The sequence below is a fragment of the Paenibacillus glacialis genome, assembly GCF_001637205.1.
Lineage (GTDB): Bacteria > Bacillota > Bacilli > Paenibacillales > Paenibacillaceae > Paenibacillus_AQ > Paenibacillus_AQ glacialis.
On the sequence record NZ_LVJH01000003.1, the window covers coordinates 321756 to 341158 of the forward strand.

Sequence of the window (19403 nt, forward strand, 5' to 3'; positions counted from 1 at the left end):
ATATGGCTAAGAGACGCCCTTTGCTTTGGGTATTAATCTGTTACTAGCGATTCGTTCTTTGGTTGTAGACGTGGTTTCCTAAACATTGTGTAATAAAGGGCAGCGGCACTGACATATAACACACCTGTGATGCTGAAAGTGACGGCATAACCCCAATAATAACCGTAAGTAGTAACAAAGTAGGATTGAACGGGACCCATGAATGCCCATCCAAGCATAAATGCAGTCTGGGTAATGGAATTGGCGATGCCGCGGCTCGACTCAGACACACGGTCGATCATGACCGTAGACTGGATTGGATTGGCCGCATTCATCAATGCTTGTCGGAATAAGAAGCTCACCGCAGCGATAGCGAATAGATTCGTAAATCCAGTCAATAGAAGGAAAGGAAGGGAGAGTAATTGAAAACACACCACAGCCTTCACAGAACCAACCTTTGCAGCTAAAGATGGACCGATTAACATGGATACAATCGTCATTATCTGTCCAAGTGAGATGAGTAAACCAACGGCACTAAGGGACACAGAGAAACGGTTGGTGAAATATAGGTTCAAGTAGGGAATAACGAGCCCAGAGCCGATACCGATAATAAGCTGGACGAGTGCAAACTGCCCTATCATTGTATAATCAGACTTCAGGTTGTTGGATGCAGACTTGGACGGTTGATCTGTAGGATTGGAAAGGTTCGCCTTGAGTTTAACCGTTCGCGTAGCTTCAACGATGAAGAGTAATGGAATGAACGCTGCAAAAGTAGCCAGCCCACCTGCTGCCAGAACAATTTGCAGACTAGAAATACGGTTCATACCGAAGGTTTGCATGAGATCGGCTAACATTCCGCCTCCCATACTACCAAGCACTTGTGATGCAAGGACGAGAGAAGAATAATAACTAAAAATGCGCAGTCGCTGTTTAATAGGAATACTTTCAGCTAGGAATGGAATAGCCAGCACTTGAAAGATGGCAGCGAACAAGCCGGAGACGACAGCAAGTGATAATAGGCTGAACTCCGAATCCAAGAATGATCTACCGATAAAAGCTAATCCGCTAAACATAGCTCCAATGATGAGTAGCCGCTTGCGGCTAGTTCGATCTCCAAGCAAGCCGACAGGAATGAACATGAGAGCCGTAGCCAATGACTGAATACTTACGACTCTTCCGGTCATGGCATCTTCGTAACCAAGGCCTTGGATGTAGAGATTATATAAGACGGAGAACATGCCGCCTCCGATCTGAAATAACACATTTGCTAGAAAGAATAGTTTAATATTCAGGGATAGGTCAGTCCATCCCTTTTTGACTTGATGTATATAGCGCATGAAGTATTCGTATCCTCCTAATTATTAACTACCAACTTTACTATTTTAGCAGTTTTGGTGTGGACAAGGGAGTGAACTTTTATAAGATTGATAAAGCACTTAATATCAACTATAATCATAGGATAACTAGTATTTTGTAATATATGGTTGCATAAATATACACTAAGATGTATTATATGCAAAAGACGACAACCAAATAATATTGTGCAAATAAGGTGCTTTAGTTGAACTAACTTTAGCTTAAAAGGGAAGACCGGTGTAATACCGGCGCGGTCCCGCCACTGTAACAGAGGAGTCATTGCTCATTAACCACTGATCGTAAGGATCGGGAAGGGAGCAAATGGATTACGATTCTGGAGCCAGGAGACCTGCCTATTTTGACAACACTGAAGTACCTACGGGAGATAGGGAGGTGTTAAAGATCGCGACTAGATTAAGTATATCCTAGGGCATCTTTATCCTTTTTATAAGAGGGTAAAGATGCCTTTTTTGGGTATTTTTATGAATATATTTATAAATATAATGAAATATGAGGAGGCGTTATGTACACATGTTAAAGAGTAGTAATCTAGGGTACCCACGTATCGGAGCAAATAGAGAATGGAAGAAAACACTTGAGGCATACTGGGCAGGGAAATTGGATGAAACGCAATTGACTAGTCAGTTGGAGAACATTCGCTTAGATCATTTAAAGCTTCAACTATCTAAAGGAATTGAACTCATTCCTGTGAATGATTTCTCGTTCTACGATCATATATTGGATACTTCTGCAATGTTCGGGCTTGTACCAGAACGTTTCTCATACGAAGGTGGTGTCGTTCCGTTCTCTACCTATTATGCGATGGCAAGAGGAGACAAAGGTGCCGCTGCATGTGAGATGACCAAATGGTTTAATACCAATTATCATTATATTGTGCCAGAGTTGAATGGGGCAGCCCCAACGTTAACTGAGAACCGTCCTCTTAAAGCTTATCAAGAAGCGAAAGAAAAGTTAGGTATAGAAGGTAAACCGGTATTGGTTGGATTGTACACGTTCTTGAAACTTTCCAAAGGATATGAGCCGGACCAAATCGATGATAAGATCGAACAATTCTTACCGATCTACACTCAAATTGTACAGGAGCTTGCACAAGAAGGTGTTCAGTGGATCCAAATTGATGAGCCTATTCTAGTAACATCTATTACGAAAGTGGATCTGGAGAGAATTCGTCGTATTTATACAGCTCTGCATGAAGCTGCGCCAGAATTAAATATTATGCTACAGACGTATTTTGAAGCGGTCGATCACTATGAAGAGATTATCTCACTTCCAGTTCAGGGGTTCGGACTTGATCTTGTTCATGGATTAGAGCAGAATTTGCAGTCGATTAAGAAGTTCGGATTCCCAGAAGGGAAGACGCTTGGTGCGGGTCTGATTGACGGACGTAACATTTGGCGTTCAAGTCTTGAATCGCCACTGCAATTGCTTAAAGAACTATCTGAGTTCGTACCTTATGATCGGATTGTGGTTCAACCTTCTTGCAGCCTACTGCATGTTCCGGTTAGTACTAAACCAGAGACAGCATTAGATCCTGTGTTAAAAGAGGCTTTGGCTTATGCGGATGAGAAGTTAGATGAGATTGTTCTTCTTGTCGCAGCTGCTAGTGGACATGAGGGTGTAGAAGAGAAATTAAAGAATAGTAGAAGTGCAGTTGAAGCCCTCAATGCATCACAGTCAAGAAATCGTGTTGAAGTTCGACAAGCTGCTGCTAATAGGGATTCACAGCCGTCGACAAGAACAAGTGTCTTCGCCAAACGCCAAGTTAGTCAACAAGAGAAATGGCAGCTTCCATTCCTACCGACAACGACGATCGGAAGTTTCCCGCAGTCACCAGAGATCAGAAAAGCTCGTCAAAGCTTCCGCAAGGGAGATTGGAGCAACGAGCAATACGAGACATTCATTGAAGAACAGATTCAAATCTGGATTAAACTTCAAGAAGAGATTGGTATTGACGTCCTCGTTCATGGTGAATTCGAAAGAACGGATATGGTTGAATTTTTCGGAGAGAAATTGAATGGGTTTGCTTTTACATTGAATGGTTGGGTGCAGTCCTATGGTTCACGCTGCGTGAAACCGCCAGTGATCTACGGAGATGTGGAGTTCATTGCTCCGATGACTGTGAAAGAAAGTATATACGCCCAATCTCTAACGAATAAGCCGGTAAAAGGGATGTTGACAGGTCCATTGACGATATTGAACTGGTCTTTTGTACGTGATGATCTTCCTCGTAATGAAGTAGCCTTCCAGATTGCATTGGCATTAAGGGAGGAAGTTGAGGCGCTAGAGAAGGCTGGAATTGAAATGATTCAAGTCGATGAGCCTGCACTTCGAGAAGGATTACCGCTGAAGAAAGCGAAGTGGGATAGTTATCTGGAAGATTCCATTCTTGCCTTCCGTCTATCTACATCTACAGTGAAGGACACGACGCAAATTCATACACATATGTGCTATTGTGAATTCCACGAAATGATTGATGCGATACGGGCACTAGATGCCGATGTTATTTCCATCGAAACATCACGTAGTCATGGGGAACTTATTCATACTTTTGAAGAATCCACATATGAGCTAGGTATTGGATTAGGTGTATATGATATTCATAGTCCAAGAGTACCAAGCGTAGAGGAAATGGTATCGATGATCGATAGAGCGCTACAAGTATTAGATCCAGCATTATTCTGGATTAATCCAGATTGCGGGTTGAAGACTCGTGGAATAGAAGAGACTGTTGCATCTCTGAAACACATGGTGCAAGCGACTGAAATCGCAAGAGAAGCGAGAAGTGTAGCGAACTAATGGAATAGATGACATGAATGGGCTTCCCTGTTGGATGGGGGAGTCTGTTTTTTTGTATAGATAATAAAAAAAATATTGTAAATAAAATACAAAAGTGATATCATGATAATATCAAATAGATATTATATCTGAGGAGGAAGTTAGCATGAAAGAGAACAAGGCGTGGTCAATCAATGGATTTGTGGGATTGTTAATAATGCTTGGATTTATTGCTTTAGCAACATTCAGCTTAATAAATGGTATTGTGATATTAGGGTTAATATCGATATTGATTGCAGTTACCTGTATGGCATCCTTTACAGTAGTTCAGCCTAATCAATCCAAGGTCATTACGTTCTTCGGTAAATATGTTGGGTCCATCCGTAATGATGGATTCTGGATGACGGTTCCGTTCTCATTTCATAGAAAAGTATCTCTGCGTGTGCGTAACTTTAATAGCGTTAAACTTAAAGTAAATGACATTGAAGGAAATCCTATTGAGATTGCAGCGGTAGTTGTATTTCGGGTTACGGATTCCGCAAAAGCACTATTCGAAGTTGAGAAATATGAGGTGTTTGTCGAAATTCAGAGTGAAACAGCGCTTCGTCATGTGGCGAGCAAATATCCATATGACCGTTTTGAGGGTACTGGATATTCACTTAGGGGTAATGCAGAAGAAGTCGCAGCAGAATTAGGCGATGAATTACAGAAGAGGTTGCAGGTTGCTGGTGTAGAGGTCATTGAGACTCGCTTGACGCATCTTGCCTATGCTACAGAAATTGCTAGCGCGATGTTGCAACGTCAGCAAGCATCCGCTATCATATCAGCACGGGAGAAGATTGTTGAAGGTGCAGTAACGATGGTACAAATGGCTATCACAAGAATTGAAAGTGAGGGGATCGTTCAGTTGGATGAGGAACGCAAAGCAGCGATGATAAATAATTTAATGGTGGCTATCGTGTCCGACCGCTCGGCGCAACCTATCATTAATACAAGTACTATTTACTAAGGTGGCACCGAAGAAGAGTTTTCCCTTGAGACTTGATCCTAAGCTTTACGCAGCGTTAGAGCGGTGGGCCCAAGACGAATTACGTAGCGTAAACGGACATATAGAATTTTTGCTGCGTGAAGTGCTTAAGGACGCGGGTCGACTTAACACACCAAATCAAGGGAAAGAAAATGATCAGGAGTAAGTATATTTGAACACACATAAGAGATCCCACGACAGTATTCAATGCTGTTGAGGGGTCTTTTTTACGAATGAGAACTTCATGATTTTCTTTAGAAATGATTGAACTTGTGAGCGAAAACTTTAGTTCAATATTATATAGGTTGCTCGTAAGAATGAAATGAATGCTTATTTAGGTGTTCTAAATATTGGATGAATAATCATGGATATATGTTAAAATTGTGGATAAAAGAAAAGTGATAAATCATACTAAAATCTAAAAATCTATATAAAGTGCTTGTCACGGTATTTCAACAGGAGGTAATAGAATTGGATGACAAGTTGATCACTGAAATATTAGAGCAATACCCCATTCATGTTTCGTCAACAGCATTTATTCGGCATAACGAGAATCTGACCTATAAAGTGACTGATGAATTAAGTGGGATGTCGTATCTTTTAAGAATACATAAATCAGTAATTTCTACTATGAGTGGTTTGCAACATACTAATGAAGGGCTCAAGATTGAGATGATGTTATTAAATGAATTGAGCGGAACAACGGATATCATGGTGCAGACTCCAGTTCGTAATTCATTAGGGGGTTGGGTTACCCAGGTGACAGAAGAAGGAGTAGTCGTTCATAGCACACTGCTTCGATGGATTGAAGGCAGAGATATACAGAAAGGTGAAGTGATCTCCAAAGAACACATTACTCATTTGGCGGAACAGGTTCGCAACTTGCATCAATTCGGAAGAGCATCAGGAGTGAGTTCGAGCGAATTTCGTCCAACCTACTCTGATATAACAGAAAATGAGTCGATGCTTAAGCAGCTGGAGTTGGGCGTCTCTTTGGGTGTATTTTCGGTTGATGATTTTATAATCGTAAAGAAATTCTTTGAACTCCTTAACGCTAGATTAGAGACTTACCCTAAGACCGTAAATACTTGGGGAATCATTCACGCGGATATTAACAAGGGCAATCTCCTCATAACACAGCATGGGATTGCGATCATTGATTTTTGTTTGTTTGGTTATGGTTATTATCTCTATGATGTAGCGGGAAGTGTGCTTAGCTTTAAGCCGGAAGACCGGCTTCATTTTATAGCAGAGTACATCGATAAATCGTCGACATTTACGGAGAAGGATATGCAGTTGTTGGAGGGTTTCATGATATTGTGTATCTTCGGTTTCTATGCATTTCATATGGAAAATGAAGAGCAACATGCTTGGATGAGAGAACGGATGCCGATCTTTTGCAAGAAGTACTGCCAGTCTTATATAGACCTTCAAAGCATTTTTTATACATTATAATGTGACACAAGACGTAATATGGAGGCTCAAAACCAAAGGAGGGATTTTCGGATGAAACCCAAGAAAAGGTCGCCACTGAGATTATGTGTAGGGAAGAATTATTTTGTCTATCGAAGATATATGAAGTGGATATTGGGTAAAGAGAGATATGCAAAGAAAATATCTCTAGCTCCTTTGGAACATATTGTGAGTTCGCATAATACACCCTTGCTAAGAGAACTTAAGAATGTAGATATGTGGATGCAGCATAATAAAGTGATCAATTTGAGAATTGCACTTAAGCAACTGAACGGAATTGTCCTTCAACCGGGTGAGACATTCTCTTATTGGAAACAGATTGGTAAACCTACGAAACGTAAGGGATATCAAGAGGGAATGGTGCTGTTCTATGGAAATTTCAAAGCAGGCGTTGGTGGAGGACTGTGTCAATGCTCGAACCTTATTTATTGGATTACGCTGCATACCTCGTTAACCATAACGGAGAGACATCGTCATAGTTATGATGTGTTTCCTGATGCAAGACGTACACAGCCTTTTGGAAGTGGAGCAACATGTGCATATAACTATCTAGATCTTCAGATCCGTAATGATACCGAAGTTCCTTATCAGCTATGCCTTTACATGGATGATAACGATTTAATTGGGGAATGGAGAGCCATGAACCCTGAGTCGTATACATATGAAGTGTACGAACGAGACCATCGGATCACGCTTGAGCCATGGGGAGGATATGTAAGGCATAATATCATCCATCGTAAAAAGTATAATGCACATCACGAACTGATTGATGATCAATTCGTTACGGAGAACCATGCGATTATGATGTATCAGCCATTATTAAAAGAACCAGAACACGATATTGAAATGGAAAAGAATGCGTAAGAAATGATGACGACGAGATACATCGTAGAACACTTGCATTTCACAGCTGTTGGAGATAGCAGATGTTCTTGTGCTTCTTGTTCGACTATAGTTACGTTCTAAGCGATACAGCATAGATTATTGCAGAAGTATACAGAAGAATGACCCAAGCTCACTTGCGACAATCCGACATTTCACAGTACCAGTAGGGTGTGATTCGGTCATATTGCGTTTGAAATTTTAAATACATTAATTAAAATCAAAGGTTTCACCTCGTACGAAAAGGGTATATTAGAGTTTGAATGTTGGAACAACGAGAGGATATGACCTATGAAGATTACACCAGAACAAACGATTAAATTACACGGATTCAATAACCTGACGAAATCCCTAAGTTTCAATATGTATGATATTTGTTATACCAGAACGAAAGAAGAACGTGAAGCTTATCTAGAATATATTGATGAACAATATAATGCCGATCGCTTAACTACAATTCTGCAGACGGTATCTAACATAATCGGTGCACATGTACTCAACATTGCGAAACAGGATTATTTCCCACAAGGAGCGAGTGTAACGATGCTTGTGTCAGAAGGACCCGTGGAAACAGCACCAACAGATTCGTTCCAGGAGTCACCAGGTCCATTACCGGAGACGGTTCTGATGCATTTAGACAAGAGTCATATTACGGTTCATACCTATCCTGAGTACCATCCCGATGAGGGGATAAGTACGTTTCGAGCAGATATTGACGTATCTACGTGCGGAGAGATCTCGCCCCTTAAAGCGCTCAACTATCTCATTCACTCGTTCGACACGGACATTATGACGATAGATTACCGAGTGCGAGGTTTCACAAGAGACATCAGTGGGCACAAGCTATTTATTGATCACGATATTAACTCCATTCAGAATTACATCCCAGAAGAAATTCAAGGGCAATATGATATGATCGATGTTAACGTATACCAAGAGAACATATTTCATACCAAGTGCAAGCTCAAAGCATTTGACCTAGATAACTATCTCTTTGGTTACACTAAAGAAATGTTAGATTTAGGGGAACAGGAGAAGATTACCAAGAGAATTACGGAAGAAATGGAAGAAATCTATTATGGGAAGAATATGAAACGTGGTTGATACGGCGAAAATCAAATCCCAAGCTTGGAAATAATTGTGCTCTCTGTTACTATAGTGTGGATATAGTAGTTCGACACAATTCTATCAAACCCGGGAAACGAATGATCTATTTCCTTCAGTAAGGGGTTTAACTGAGAGGCTGCCGTGAGAAAAGAATCGATGATTGGCGTTTTATCTCGAAATACGAAGCTCGGAAATGAACAAGATTACCAAATTCGCAGAGTATTGTCCCGTAGTGAGCTGTCAGTCGTATATATTGTACGTCACATAGAGACAGGAACAATGAGTGTGATCAAAGAGTTCTTTCCGAGTGCCTTGGCCCGCCGTTGTTCTGATGGCAAGACGATCAAATGCTTGAAAGCTTCCGTCTCGCCGCAGTTTGTAAAGCTAAGGGAGGCATTTCAACGGGAAGCTATGGTATTACGTGATCTACAGCATCCAGGTATTGTCCGTTACGAGGGATACTTTGAAACAAACGGAACGGCGTATTTAGTGATGGAGTATTGTCATGGCATAACGTTGGACAGTGTCGTGAGGAAGAACCAACTGAGAATCAATGCTGACTTTCTGCGAACTTCCATGCTCCCGTTGATTGGGGCACTGGAGCATATTCATCAACAAGGATACGTTCATCGAGATATCAAACCTGCCAATATTCTCATTGGGAAGGATGGGAAGAGCAAGTTGATTGATTTCGGGTCTGTTATTCGTTATACAGATTCTGCAACTGAACATCCCATCTTTACTACGGCCGGATATTCACCACTTGAATTATATTCTGATAAGTCGTTGCAGACACCCGTCGCTGATATCTATAGCTTAGCGGCAACGCTATACTTTTGCTGCATCGGAGCGGCGCCTATCGCTGTACCAACACGTTTATTTGAGGATAAGCTTGTGTCAGTTCGAGCCGGAAATAGAGCTGTTTCGCCGTTCTTGTCACGCATCATTCATTGGGGACTTGCGTTATCCGCAAATAAGAGGTGTAGTTCTCTTCGCTGGTTTCGAGCAGCACTACAAACAGAATATATTTTGCACAAAAAGAGTGTGGTCCGGCTAACGGGTCGAAAACCCGCAGTCGTACCACACTCGCTTCCTAAAGAAAGGGAATTCCAACACTCAGATTAGGCGGAGTGTTGGGAATTATCCCCTGTATAAATGGTAGTCGTTGGTTTAACCGCTTTATAGCGAAGCTCAATTTCGGTCTTCCCATCTTCAAAGGTGATATACAATTTATCATTGAAGTGGAGGGCTTCTTTTTTGTTTCTAAGCAGAGGCGTTTTCCCACGAACCACGGCACAACGTGTATTATGTTTGACGAACAATATCCCATTCTTCCCCGGTTCGAACACAATATGTTCGCTTTCCGAAAGACTCTCATTCACATCGAGGCTTCGAAATAGTTGCAGCAGAGTGATCTGTCTACCTGGGAATGAAGTTAACGGCCATGATTTCACTGGAATATCAGTACCACTAGCTGTATTGAGGAAGTAGCCTTCCAGGCGCCCAGCAAATTCAGGTTTCGGACGTAGCCAGAAGTACAGTATGATGCCAACGATGAGAAGAACAGCTACGGCAACACCTATGATCTTGTGGATCGTATATTTGGATTGGATAGAGAAGTGGAAGAGAGCAGTCACAGTTCCACCTTCAGAATCGGTTGCTACAAGTGATACTTCTGTTTGTCCCGTGCGCGTGGGAGTTAAGGTTAGCGTAGATCCAAGTAATGCTGTAGACAGCTTGTCCTCGACTCCCCCCTGCAATGAATAGGTCATAGGATCCTTATTTGGATCTTGAATGTATTTCGCAAGATCCAGTTTTATTTCCCCGTCTTCTTTGATGAAATTCAAGTTCAAAGATTCTGTTATTTGCGGTGGTAGGTTGGTAATACTCACTTTACTTGATGAGCTCTCCCGATAGAAATCAGGTCCATCAATCATGACTTTCCACACATACCCTCCCGATTTCGGAAATACATAGTCTGTTCGAAACCCTTTCCCCGTATTGGTCATGGGAATTCGCAGTTCCTCGTTACTTTCGACCTCTTTGACGACCAATTCTGCCTTCAGTGCGGTATATACTGCATCATCTTTCAACATCGTTGTTGCCCCGGGTGTTGCAAGGTGAGCCTCAATGGCTGTCGGCTGCCCCTTTATGGTTGCATCCTGAGCGATCTTAGCCTCTGCTTCTAGATTATAACTGCCTAACAAATTGATCTTAACCCAATCCCCTTGGTTAGCTTTGAATTTAAGCACCACGGTGCCTTGTTGCGGATTAGAAATTTTCATTAAGGAATATTTGTCGGACTTGAAAAGCCTAGTGTTCTCCGAGTTGAAATACATTTGTGTCTCTTTCAATGGATGTTCAGAGAGCAGAATAATATTAGCTTCCTCCATACTTGAATTGGGAAGGGTTACTTTGATTTCCTGAAGAGCACCTGTTGCCGTAATTCCAGCAATAGGAACGAGTACGGATCTCATCTCACTAGCGAAAATCTGATTGAAGATTTCCGGCAGATCATCAGCGCTACTTGTCATGAAGGATGCTCCCCCCGTCTGGGAAGCAATTTGTTCTAGTTCAGTCTGGTTCACGGTACCATCATGATTCAGTCCGATCGTGTATATAGGGAATCCATTCTTATTTGCTTTGGCAATAGCGGCTGAGACATCCTGATCGGAACCTTGTTTCGTTCGTCCATGGCTATTCGATCCGAAACTTGTCTCTCCATCAGATAACAAGATGAGAAATGGTAGTCTGCCTTGGTCTTGAGATGATGGAGTTGAACTCCCCGCTGCGAGAACTTCAGCCCCTTTAAGTAGACCTAGTCCCATATCGGTATAACCAGATCTTCGTAATTCATTAATCTTCTGCTTAAGTGCTTTCTTCTTCTCCACCACGGCAATGGAAGTGAGGGGTTGTGTTGCCACAATACGGTCATTGTAAGCTACGAAGCCGACGCGTGTACGACTTGCCTCACTCATATCCATGAATAGTTGGATAACCTGAGCGGATATGCGTTCTTTATCACTTGTACTCATAGAGAAGCTCGTATCTAGAACGAACACGGCATCAAAAGCCTTACCACCATTATCTTTAGCGGGTGCCTCTGCGTAGATTGTCGGAACTGCAATAAGTATGAATCCAAAAAACAGGCAAATAGTCCTAACAATTATTCTCATGTTTTTGTAAAACCACCTTTTTTAGTTACTAGATCGGTTGGTATGTATGGATAAAAGTGACTAGGGAAGCGGGAGTAGAAGCATATGCGTGTTATAAAAAGTAGGACTGATGAATCAAGTAGAATCTTGATCAAATGTAAAAAGCTTACACAAGGGAGTTTATCGGTTATACATCCTTGAATTATAATAGTTATCCAATAATTAGGACTTTGTGTACAAAAAAGTGATCATCAAATACCTAATTTTGGTACAAAAGTCCCCTAAATAATACTGTGATTCTATATATTGACAATATAGAACATGTTTACTTAAGATTATTGTATGACAGGGGAAAAATTGGGAATGAAGTCTTATTTGCTCGAATGAATCACTAGGATGATAGCGATGATTTGAAAGAGCGGAAAGATGATAAGCAGGACCAGACTTCTCAAGTCGGAGTAGCGGTAAACGGGGAGAGGGACATTCATGGACATTATAAATCAAACGAATCGGACGATGCTTTTTGAGGAAATCAATCCAGAGAAATTGGATCTTGTCACTATTGTAGGGGACGTAAAAGGAATTGACAGCCTGAGTGATGACAAGATCAAAGAGATCCATCAACACCTCTTGGTGAACAACTTTGATGAATTTCTAGACAAGTTTTCACCTAGTGTGTACTCATTCTTTAACGCTGCGAATCAGAAAGTTATGTATGCCTTGAAAAAGCCTGAAGGATTGGCGGAAGATTGTATTTCTGAGATCCGTATTGATCAGAATAATGATTTCTTAAAGATGTTATTTACGCTTATCGACACGAAACGTAGTCAGGGTATCACGAATGTCGATTTCAAATTCGAGAATCTACTCGATATGATTTCTCCGAAGAAAGTGATGGATGATATTCGGCAAGTGCGTAAGGAAATCCACTACCTATTCGGACAATATGAGAAGTTAGATGAGGGCGATCCTAAGAAATTAGACCTTGGAGATAAGCTAAATACGATGTTTGAAGATGCAAGTCAGAATTACAACAATGTCATGGCGATGTTGCCACTTGCCATTGAGGATATTAAGACCCGTCTTCTACTAGGTAATTCGCAAGAAGAGAATATGTCTGAAGCCATTCGAATCGGTACTTTAACGATTGGAGATAGTGGTGAATTGAAGATTATCGAGGCGCCGAAGAGTGAGAGCACAGAATTGTTGTTGCTTGATGAAAGCGGAAGCAATGAATTGGTGAACGTCTTCGAAGATGATTATAACAATGTTTCCGAATCTCCTTCAGGGTATGTCAAGGACCTCGTCGTGCGTACATTCTGCCCACTTCCTGCTGTTCATGAAGAAGTAGATATTACAACGGAAATCCAGAATTATAATACGTATTTGGAATTTTATAAGACAGCTAAAGATGATTTCGTCAAAACGGTCAAGCCGTTAGTTGAGAAAATTCTTGGTGTCAAAATGTTCTTTGACCAATATGCAATCAAGAACAAAGGGATGTTACCTTCGCTTCTGATTACGAATACCAAGCTTGAAATGATGGTCAAGAGTAGTAATATTCCGAGACTTGAAACGTTCCTGAATACGGTGAATTCAAAGAATGAATTCACGGATACAATCTGGTTCGGTATTGTTCCTTCCATCGAGTTAGAAACGGCAGGTCAAGCTAAAGTCAGTCGTGAACGTTTCCGTGGGAATGAGAAAGTCGTTAAGCAGGATGGGAATAACCTTGAATCGCTAACGATGCTTCTTCAAGTCATTAAGGATTATAAAGTACAGTTGTTCTTCAACTTTCAATCAGGGGAAGATACAACCTTTAGCAGTATGGCAACAGCAGGTATTGATAAATATATCGATAAATGTGCGCCATTACTTCGTAAGGAATATAGCGAATTCGCCATTCCTTGTGTACCTAACTTCACCATTATTCCGAAGGATAAATCAGGCGTTGTGATTGATAGTCGTATGCTTCAGACGGAGAATGGGGTACAGCTCTCAAGGGAGAAGGAAGATATTCTGAAGTTGTGGATTGAAGGTGTCTATGTAGGTGCTTCCTATGTAGCGGCTGGTATTGTAGCTGCATACCAATGTCCAGAATTTTTGAAAGAGTCCTTCAAGAATGTGAGTAGGGAATTCCCAGGTGTTCGTTATGACATTGAGGCTAGGGACAATAGCCTGCGTTCTGTCACAACGATGGCGAAGGAGATTACTGGATTCACGAACAATATTAAGGATGCCATTAATCGCAAGAACTTCGGATTTGTATTCTCCTCAGAGAGTGCTCAGCTACAGGATAAAGATATCCGTCGAATTACCGTCTATAAAGCGAGAAGTCTTGCGACTTCCGAGGATGGGTTCGACTCGATCTATAAGACGCTTGTCAGTACCTATATAGAGCGTATCCTTCGCTTTCAGACAGGCGATTTCAAACATGAGAATATCGTGAAGTTCTTCAGTAACAACCCTACAAGCCAAAAGAGTAAATGGTTAGGGACGCGAGGATTCATCAACTCCATCATTCAAGATGGAGACGATATGACTTATGTGATCGATGAGAAGAATAACCTGTGTCACATTGACTTGGTCTTTAACGGTAACGTGAAGAACTTGGACGTGATGATTACTAAAGCTACAAGCCCTATCAAAGCATGATGATGGATTTACCTAAGCGTATGTTCGAGGCGTTCTTTCAAAGGATCGCCTCTGCACATAAATTCTGGAGACGTTCTAACGCTCCAGACACTATATTTGCCAATTCAAAGGAGGAAGTATTTATGGGATTTATTCTTAAAGTTGAAGGTGCGGAACTGATTGAACTAGGTATGGACAATATTCAGAAGGTCGTATACGACACAGATACACCAGATGATTCAAATGCAAGATCAACGGATGTAGGTTCTACGTTGAGAATCAGTGGAAAGATTATCACGGCTACAGATGGAGACAAGCCAGATGATACATTGAAATTGGCAGCTTGGTCATTAGTACCAGCTGAAAAGGCTGATTGTTATCGTAAAGTTACGTTGAAAGTGATCGCAGCAGATCAAGTTGTCCGTGAAGTGAGCTTCCCGAACGCTTTCGTTGTGGACTATACCGAAAGCTTCGGCGATACCGAAGGGGTAGGTTCGTTCAGCTTGTATATCAAGCAAAAGAAAGACAAAACCGAGTTGGCTACTGTATTGGGCGGATATCCTTTCTCAGCACAATAATAAGCACTTCTCATATGATTACATGCCTAATCAGGGCGGATTTTAAGAGGCTTCGGCCTCTTAAAATTCTTTTTTCGTTGTTATTCAGACATTGTTATACATAAAGGTGGGATCAAGGTCAGTGACTAATTACTATCAGATACTTGGCGTTGGTCGGGATGCGCAAAGTGCAGAAATCAAACAATCTTACCGACAATTAGCCAAGCGATACCATCCGGATGCCAATCAGGGCAGTGAAGCAGCAGCAGAACGATTCAAACAAATTCATGAAGCATATGAGGTACTAAGCAAGGCAACTTCCCGTCAGGCATACGATGAGAAATTAGCTAGTACGAACCATAATAAGCAAGCACATCAACAACGGCAGAATGTACAGAACGAAGCAAGTAACAGGTCTAAGACGAATCCTACGGCATTTAATGCCGAACAAATGCGTAATCAGTTCGATCAGTTTTTTGGATATCAGGACAAATCGAAGGATGCGTCATCGCAATCAAAAGAAGGACAGAACGCGAAGAACCCGCTCAATACTTCCGCTATGTTCGATCGTTATTTTGGAACGAAGAAGAAATAAATCAAATCATGAATACCCCTTAAGGATATGGAGGTGGCGGATATGAAGGCGCGTAAAACCGTGTGGATTATAGTGATTGATGTGATCATGTACGGCATTCTAGCCGGCATTATTCTTTACACTTTATTACACCCTGAGGATCAAATATTGAAAATTTCAGTCACCGTGGGAGCGGCCTTTTTTGTAGGTGCAATACTATTGCAACGCTTGACTAGAAGGACTTCACGTACAGCAGGAGCTCCGGTCGTGAAGCTGGTTCTATTAGATGACGATGGCGAACGGATAAAGGAATGGTACATCGAAGGGGAGACATCGTTACTCATTGGAAAAAGTAGTCAACGCGGTGAAGTTGATATAGATTTATCGGAATGTGAATATGCATCACTGATTAGTTCGGAACATGCTGTATTGAACCGTGCAGGTGCTCGGTGGTTCATTGAAGACATGGAATCCAATAGTGGGACTGGTATTAGACAAGCTGGAAAGAGTACGGCAAGTAAGTTGGTTATTGAAGAGCCGCTTCAGATTGGAACGGGAGATTTGATCTATATTGCCAACACGCGACTGCTAGTGAAATAAACAAGTCGCGTGTTGTACTAAGACAATTGGAGGAATGAAGACAAGATGAGCTTGACGAGATGCGCCAACGGACACATGTTCAGCACGAGAAAACACGGTAATACCTGCCCCTACTGCAATATTACTGTTGAGGCTATGCCTAAGGGGGAGTCGAGAAGGCCGACTTCTGTGGATGCAGAAGAGAAGACGATGCCTTATCTAGGAGAAACAATCGGTATTCATCCTGTAACAGGCTGGCTAGTGTGTATTGAAGGACCACAGATTGGTCAAGATTACCGCATTATGTCAGAGAAGAATTTCATTGGACGCGCAGAGGAAATGCATATTCGTATCCTTGGGGACAATGCGATTTCTCGAAGAAATCATGCTGTCATCGTCTACGATCCGAAGAAACGAAATTTCTATTTACTTCCTGGGGATGCCTCGGGACTAGCCTATCATAATAACGAAGCGGTTTACTCGCCTGCAGAACTGGCAGCATATGATTTAATTCAGCTGGGGCACAGTAAATTTATCTTCATTCCTCTGTGCGGCGCTCATTTCGAATGGGAAAACAATTGAGGACGTGATCTTAACATGCAGCAGATTAAAGATATAGAGCATTATATTGTCATTCTGTCAGCCCTCTTCTTATGGATTATATTGCACTTTGTCCGCCGAGCGCTCGTGCGACATCAACCAACAACCAAGATCAAGGGGATTCAGATTGGAAATGGACAAAGTATCGGTAGGCGCGAGGAGCAAGATGATTATTTCTCCAGTTCAACGACCGCTGTCGGTACATTTGCAGTGATCGCTGATGGGATTAGTGGGTTGTCTAACGGAAGAATGGCTAGTACGCTCGCTGTGACGGTGTTTAGTAAGGAATTTCAGCTACTGGAGAAAACGGAAGATTTTACCTCGTTTTTTGCCAAGGCAGCAACGCAGAGTAACAGTGGGATTCTGGCTAATTTAAGTGGAAGTAACGGTGGAACGACCTTAGTTGTGGCTGTGATATCTTCTGGAATTCTTCACTGGGCAGCTGTGGGAGATAGTATGATCTCCGTATTCCGTGACAGTGAGTTTATTACTATGAATTCTAAGCATACGGTCGAGACGTTACTTCGAGAGAAAGTTCTTAGTGGTGAAATGACCAAAGAAGACGCGGAAACAAGTCCTGTACGCAAGCATTTGGTTAACTATCTGGGATATGAGGGCTTTAGAAATATGGAGATAGGTGAACCTTTTACATTGCAGAAGAAGGATAAAATCATGCTTGCCAGTGATGGGGTCTACGATGCGTTAAGTGAAGTAGAGCTTGAACATTTATTGAAGCAGAAGAAGCCGGCGGAGGAAATCGCTGATGATATCATCGAACAGGTCGATGCTAAAGGCTTAAGAAATCAGGACAATGCGACAGTTATTATATTAGAAAAGGGCTGGTGATTCCTTGCGGAATCCCCAAATCCGGATCGCTAGAGATAAGGGGGAACGCGCATGAGGAAGGAGAACAGTGATTTCAAGACCGGTTTCGTTTCCGAAGCGGGTTCTTTTATTGATAATAGAGATTATTTCGCTTACATAGAGCTAGATGATATGGCATGTTATGTGATTGCAGATGGGATCGATAACGATCAAGAAGCTCATAGTGCCGAGATGATAGCCAAGACGATATTAGAGAATTTCATAGAGCGACCAACCTTGTCACGCAGACAATTACGGAACTCATTACATGAGGCACATGAATGGTTGAAGTTCGAGAGTCGGAGGGTTCGACTGAAGGCAAGCTTACTTGTGGTCGTAACCAACTATACAAAGATGATATGGGCATCCAGTGGTAATGCTAGGCTCTATCATTTTCGTGGGGGAAGGGTCAATCAGAAAAGTAAAGATCAGAGTCTATCACAAGTTATGGCGGATGATGGATTTCTTCCTGATGAGACCGTATCGCAGCATGAAGAACGTAGGAACTTACTGAATTATATGGGTAATCCAGATCGTTTCCAACCGTACCTTTCTCCACGTATTCCATTGTCAGATGGCGATGTGATATTGCTCTGCACTTCAGGATTATGGGAGCAGGTTAACCTTCCTGAGATGCTAGATGCACTGGTGGAAAGCAAAGAACCTGATGCACTGACGGATACCCTTGAGGAGATACTTCTGAGTAAGCAGCAAAAAACCATCAACAATTACACGGCTGTTGCGATCTATACAGATAAGACGTATAAGGAGCCACCTAAGAATCGAAAGAAATGGATCAAGCGTATTCTGATTGTGATGTTGGCGCTTCTACTCACGGGTGGCGGATTCTGGATCTATAAAGTTAGGGAAGCGAACCGCATGGCTGAAGCAGCCGCCAATATGGTGGAGTTCGAACGTGATGGAGATGAATATGCGGCGGATGCAGATTATACGAAGGCGCTTAAATCATATAGCGAGGCGAGAAACGCAGCTTCCAAAGTAAAGGATAGAGTACATGCGCTCCTCATTGGAAAGAAGCAGAAGCTCGCTCGGATCTTAGTTGACGGAGACGGATATTTGAAAGACGGCATCTACGATAAGGCTGTTTCTAGTTATACGAAGGCACTAGATGATGCGGATAATTGGAAAGAGTTCGATGAAGTGGATATTCAAGAAAGAATAGATCGTACCATTAATTATGAACGTGTAACCGAAGAAATTAGGCTGGGAGATCTCAAATTTCAAGCCCAAGATTACAGTGGGGCACTCGTTATTTACAAGAAGGCGAATACATCGGCCATTGAAGTGTCCTACACCGCAGCTCAGAAGGATCTACAAGAGAAGATAGGTAAGGTTCAGGAGAAGCTTGATGCCGTGCGAATGGAGACAGTAAACCTTCAGGGTGACAAGCTTGAGCAGAAGGGCGACCGAAGATTCGATGCGCAGGATTATTCAGGAGCTATTGATGGTTTCATGGAGGCACAGGAGAAATACCAATCGATCGGCAAGCTGGAACGAGTGCTGGCGATGGAGCGGAAGATTGCTAAGGCGGATGAGAAATTACATCCCATAGTTCCTGCATCAGTACCACCGATAGACAATGCTACCTTGGGAGATCAAGGAGGAGCCTTTCCCTTTGAAGAGGTGACCGAGCCAATGGAGCCAACTCCACAGACGACTACGAAGCAACCGGCGACAACACCGCCTACTGATAGTTCACAGCATGGAAAGGATATACCGACGGGTGTACCAACCGATGTACCGGCTGAGGGTTCAACCTCGACAAGTTCTAGCCCTGATAGCAAGGAGGGATTGTGATT

16 protein-coding genes and 1 riboswitch are annotated in these 19403 nt (G+C 42.2%); of the genes, 14 read left to right on the plus strand and 2 right to left on the minus strand.

The features are described 5' to 3' along the window. Window positions 1-32 precede the first annotated feature (32 nt). Window positions 33-1316, minus strand: coding sequence for an MFS transporter (locus tag PGLA_RS04290; RefSeq protein ID WP_068529200.1), 1284 nt, complete (start codon window positions 1314-1316; stop codon window positions 33-35). Between the two features lie 195 nt (window positions 1317-1511). Further along, a riboswitch (cobalamin riboswitch) is annotated at window positions 1512-1706 on the plus strand. A 160-nt stretch (window positions 1707-1866) separates the two neighbouring features. On the opposite strand from PGLA_RS04290, the gene metE reads away from it, so the two are divergent. From metE to PGLA_RS04325, 7 genes are all read left to right on the plus strand, one after another. Next, window positions 1867-4152: a 5-methyltetrahydropteroyltriglutamate--homocysteine S-methyltransferase gene (gene metE / locus PGLA_RS04295; RefSeq protein WP_068529203.1), complete on the plus strand. Its 2286-nt coding sequence runs from the start codon at window positions 1867-1869 to the stop codon at window positions 4150-4152. 145 nt (window positions 4153-4297) lie between these two features. Continuing rightward, window positions 4298-5140, plus strand: coding sequence for an SPFH domain-containing protein (locus PGLA_RS04300; protein WP_068529206.1), 843 nt, complete (start codon window positions 4298-4300; stop codon window positions 5138-5140). 1 nt (window position 5141) lies between these two features. Then, entirely contained in the window at window positions 5142-5324 is a 183-nt protein-coding gene (locus PGLA_RS04305) for a type II toxin-antitoxin system antitoxin (protein ID WP_068529209.1), read from the plus strand. 305 nt (window positions 5325-5629) lie between these two features. Next, window positions 5630-6613, plus strand: a complete 984-nt coding sequence (locus PGLA_RS04310; protein ID WP_068529211.1) for a phosphotransferase enzyme family protein — start codon at window positions 5630-5632, stop codon at window positions 6611-6613. Window positions 6614-6664: 51 nt separating this feature from the next. Continuing rightward, complete coding sequence (locus PGLA_RS04315; protein WP_068529214.1) at window positions 6665-7495, plus strand: VanW family protein; 831 nt, start codon at window positions 6665-6667, stop codon at window positions 7493-7495. A 309-nt stretch (window positions 7496-7804) separates the two neighbouring features. Continuing rightward, window positions 7805-8617, plus strand: coding sequence for an adenosylmethionine decarboxylase (speD, locus tag PGLA_RS04320; protein WP_068529216.1), 813 nt, complete (start codon window positions 7805-7807; stop codon window positions 8615-8617). 144 nt (window positions 8618-8761) lie between these two features. Beyond that, window positions 8762-9745, plus strand: a complete 984-nt coding sequence (locus PGLA_RS04325; RefSeq protein WP_245699699.1) for a serine/threonine protein kinase — start codon at window positions 8762-8764, stop codon at window positions 9743-9745. Here PGLA_RS04325 and PGLA_RS04330 read toward each other — a convergent pair. Further along, on the minus strand, window positions 9742-11796 hold the full coding sequence (locus PGLA_RS04330) for a vWA domain-containing protein (protein WP_068529218.1): 2055 nt from the start codon (window positions 11794-11796) through the stop codon (window positions 9742-9744). The two genes, PGLA_RS04325 and PGLA_RS04330, sit on opposite strands and share 4 nt — an antisense overlap. 465 nt (window positions 11797-12261) lie before the next feature. Here PGLA_RS04330 and PGLA_RS04335 point away from each other — a divergent pair, with 465 nt between their 5' ends. The 7 genes from PGLA_RS04335 (at window position 12262) to PGLA_RS04365 (ending at window position 19401) form a co-directional block, all read left to right on the plus strand. Then, the gene (locus PGLA_RS04335) at window positions 12262-14430 is read left to right on the plus strand and encodes a transcriptional regulator (RefSeq protein ID WP_068529221.1); all 2169 of its coding nucleotides are present in this window, start codon (window positions 12262-12264) and stop codon (window positions 14428-14430) included. Window positions 14431-14552: 122 nt separating this feature from the next. Continuing rightward, the gene (locus tag PGLA_RS04340) at window positions 14553-14987 is read left to right on the plus strand and encodes a membrane-associated protease 1 (RefSeq protein ID WP_068529224.1); all 435 of its coding nucleotides are present in this window, start codon (window positions 14553-14555) and stop codon (window positions 14985-14987) included. 121 nt (window positions 14988-15108) lie between these two features. Next, on the plus strand, window positions 15109-15561 hold the full coding sequence (locus PGLA_RS04345; protein ID WP_068529227.1) for a DnaJ domain-containing protein: 453 nt from the start codon (window positions 15109-15111) through the stop codon (window positions 15559-15561). A gap of 42 nt (window positions 15562-15603) precedes the next feature. Beyond that, window positions 15604-16140, plus strand: coding sequence for an FHA domain-containing protein (locus PGLA_RS04350; RefSeq protein WP_068529230.1), 537 nt, complete (start codon window positions 15604-15606; stop codon window positions 16138-16140). A 45-nt stretch (window positions 16141-16185) separates the two neighbouring features. Continuing rightward, the gene (locus PGLA_RS04355; protein ID WP_068529233.1) at window positions 16186-16701 is read left to right on the plus strand and encodes an FHA domain-containing protein; all 516 of its coding nucleotides are present in this window, start codon (window positions 16186-16188) and stop codon (window positions 16699-16701) included. Between the two features lie 15 nt (window positions 16702-16716). Beyond that, window positions 16717-17565, plus strand: coding sequence for a PP2C family protein-serine/threonine phosphatase (locus tag PGLA_RS04360; RefSeq protein WP_068529238.1), 849 nt, complete (start codon window positions 16717-16719; stop codon window positions 17563-17565). A 51-nt stretch (window positions 17566-17616) separates the two neighbouring features. Then, window positions 17617-19401 (plus strand): PP2C family protein-serine/threonine phosphatase, encoded by a 1785-nt coding sequence (locus tag PGLA_RS04365; protein WP_068529241.1) that lies wholly within the window; start codon window positions 17617-17619, stop codon window positions 19399-19401. Window positions 19402-19403 lie beyond the last annotated feature (2 nt).